Annotated in this window: 3 protein-coding genes and 1 riboswitch; of the genes, 1 reads left to right on the forward strand and 2 read right to left on the reverse strand. The window is 40.8% G+C overall.

The features are described 5' to 3' along the window. Positions 1 to 939, reverse strand: a 939-nt coding sequence (locus B7C60_RS19840; protein WP_245869621.1) for a Na+/H+ antiporter NhaC family protein, incomplete at its 3' end; no start/stop codon positions are given. 112 nt (positions 940 to 1,051) lie between these two features. Beyond that, a riboswitch (Lysine riboswitch) is annotated at positions 1,052 to 1,265 on the reverse strand. 489 nt (positions 1,266 to 1,754) lie between these two features. On the opposite strand from B7C60_RS19840, the gene B7C60_RS16415 reads away from it, so the two are divergent. Next, a complete protein-coding gene (locus tag B7C60_RS16415) occupies positions 1,755 to 2,168 on the forward strand; it encodes an H-NS family histone-like protein (protein ID WP_099612563.1) in 414 nt (137 codons plus the stop codon). 79 nt (positions 2,169 to 2,247) lie between these two features. Here B7C60_RS16415 and B7C60_RS19845 read toward each other — a convergent pair. Beyond that, positions 2,248 to 2,715: carbohydrate kinase family protein (locus tag B7C60_RS19845; protein ID WP_483887771.1), on the reverse strand; the 468-nt coding region annotated here is incomplete at its 5' end.

Here is a 2,715-nt window from a genome sequence, read left to right on the forward strand (position 1 = left end):
TGTATTTTCAAACGCGCCCAAGATATTAAAATCAAGCTCACTGGCCGATAATGCTTGTCCTCCGGTATACAACATAGCACCGATGGTAGCCAAAATAAGTAACACAATGGGTAACACTAAATCTGAAACTTTACCATGATCGCTTTCAGGTATATCGAGTTCCTCATTTAGCTCATGCGCTTCTTGACTATCGTGCTCATTGTCTTGCTCAAAACCACGACCTTGTGATGCTTGAATTTCATGGCGACGCATCGGGCCAACATCCATTTGAAACCACACCACAGCAAAAACCATCAACAAAGCAAAGATGGCATAGAAATTCATCGGCACTAAGCGCAAATAAGCACCAAGCGGTGAATAATCTGTGATCCCGTGCGAAACCAAAATACCACCAATAATGGTCATGATATAAGCGCCCCAGCTCGAGGCAGGCATCACAACACACATGGGAGCGGCCGTAGAATCTAAAATATAAGCTAACTTAGCTCGAGACACATAAAAACGGTCCGTCACAGGGCGAGAAATAGAACCGACAGCCAAACTATTAAAATAGTCATCAACAAAAATAAACACACCAAGAAACGCCGCTAAAAGCTTCGAGCCTCGCTTACTCTTTACCCGAACTTGCGCCCACTCAGCAAAGGCACGCGTACCACCAGAGAGCGTTAAGAGCGCCGTCATCATTCCAAGCAAAATTAAGAAGCCAACGATACTCATATTCCAAGTATTTAAGCCACCCTCTTTAAAAAAAACGCTGGTGACTTGAGTTGCCGTATAATGAGTAGCACCCGAAAGCGAGAAATCTGCTAATAACATAGCGCCAAGCAAAATACCGACCCCCAAAGAAACTAACACTCGCCGAGTGACAATAGCTAAGGTCAATGCGATTAATGGCGGGAGCACAGACAAAGGAGAGGAAGCAAAATCAATTACATTCATGATCTTCAAAAACCAGTTATAAATGGTAAGAGATCTACTGCAGACAAACTGCGTATTTCATTAACACAGCTTATTGTTGAACTAGCGAAAGGGAAGCGAACACTTCACCCAACCCTACAGTAGCGCTCCATAGTTTAACAAGGATATACCAAGCAAAATAATATCCGCATCAGTATGTAGACTATGGCAGTGTTGCCCCTATTCGCTGACAACCCCAGCTAGCCGTTTTGATCTGCGACTAACTTCGGCGATAAAGCCTTTCACCACGCTTCATAGGCATCACCCCAAACATGGTTACTTTTCAGTACCGCACCTCTACGTCGAGACTCCAGTGTGAGCTACCTTATAAGTAAACCCAACATTATTTATAAATCTCGCATTAGGTCGGCTCATTGTACTTATCATAGATGTCAATGCAACCTATCGAGAGGATTAATTACCGAGAATTGGTCATCAAACCGCCAAAAAAAACACTAAATTAGTCATACTTTGTCTACTCCATCGACCCGCAAGGATATTGAGCATAAAAAAGCAGTATAATGCGAGATCACAATGAACATCTATTTTTATATATTCCTATGCAATGGATCACATTAATGTAAATTATATGAATTAGAGATAATGTACTACCTACGATTAATTTTACAAAATTCTTATAATGGGGCGTTTTTCACAAAAAAACATTATTGCACTCACTTTTATTTGAATATATTTTTACGTAATATTGTACTATTATTGTCAAATCAATATTGCCAGAATAAATAACTACGTTTAGTATTATAATTGTAAAAAAATTAACCTCACAGGAAACAGAAATGTCGGAACTAACTAAAACGCTATTAAATATTCGTAGCTTACGCGCTTATGCTCGCGATCTTACTTTAGAACAACTTGAAGAAGCTCTTGATAAATTGACGGTTGTCGTGCAAGAACGTAAAGAAATTGAAGAACAAGAAAAAGCAGCTCAAGCCGAGCAAGAAGCCAAACTCGCAGCCATTGCCGAACAAATCGCCAAAGATGGCATTGACGTTGATGCACTAATCTCAGCACTAGCTGGTGAAACAAAAACAAAAACCAAAAAAGGCAAAGCGAAACGTGCACCTCGCCCCGCTAAATATAAATACGTTGACAATGGCGTAGAAAAAACTTGGACAGGCCAAGGTCGAACACCTTCGGTTATCCAACAAGCATTAGATGAAGGAAAATCTCTCGAAGATTTTGCCCTTTAATCTCATTAAAAATATTATAAAAAATAAAAGGCTCATTACTGAGCCTTTTATTCTTCCTTATGATGGAAAAAGAGGAAGCCTACCGCTCCCAATAGGCTTCTTCTAAACTGTCTTCTCGTTCTGGTAAACCACGGGATAAACGAGGAGAGTGTTGTACCAGCACCTCATAGCTCGCACGGTTAGAGTATTTACACACCTGAGAAAAAGAAGAATAAGTTAAAAATTGATGCTGATGCTTACTGGAGTTCGGCACGTTTTCTTTATGATATTTATTGGCCGCCATATCATGTAATAGCGCGGATAGTGCGGCATCACCTGCACCATTGGTATTTTTTATTTTTTCAGGCCCCCCCATGTATGGGGCAATATGGGAATAAACTCGAATCGGATTATCACAGCTATAACGGCTGACAGGTCGACTAAACTCATATCGGTTAAATTCTGCAATAGAGCCAGGTAACAGCGGTAATGTCGTTTCTCGTTTCGCTGAATCTTCAGTATATCCCGCCATAAATAAGCCGACCGGCCCCGCAGTACACAGCACTAA

Source organism: Vibrio fujianensis, assembly GCF_002749895.1.
In the GTDB taxonomy this organism is placed as follows: Bacteria; Pseudomonadota; Gammaproteobacteria; order Enterobacterales; family Vibrionaceae; genus Vibrio; species Vibrio fujianensis.

Excerpts from the sequence above, each read along its gene's own strand:
- B7C60_RS16415 (WP_099612563.1), top strand. The coding sequence starts at position 1,755 with ATGTCGGAACTAACTAAAACGCTATTAAATATTCGTAGCTTACGCGCT.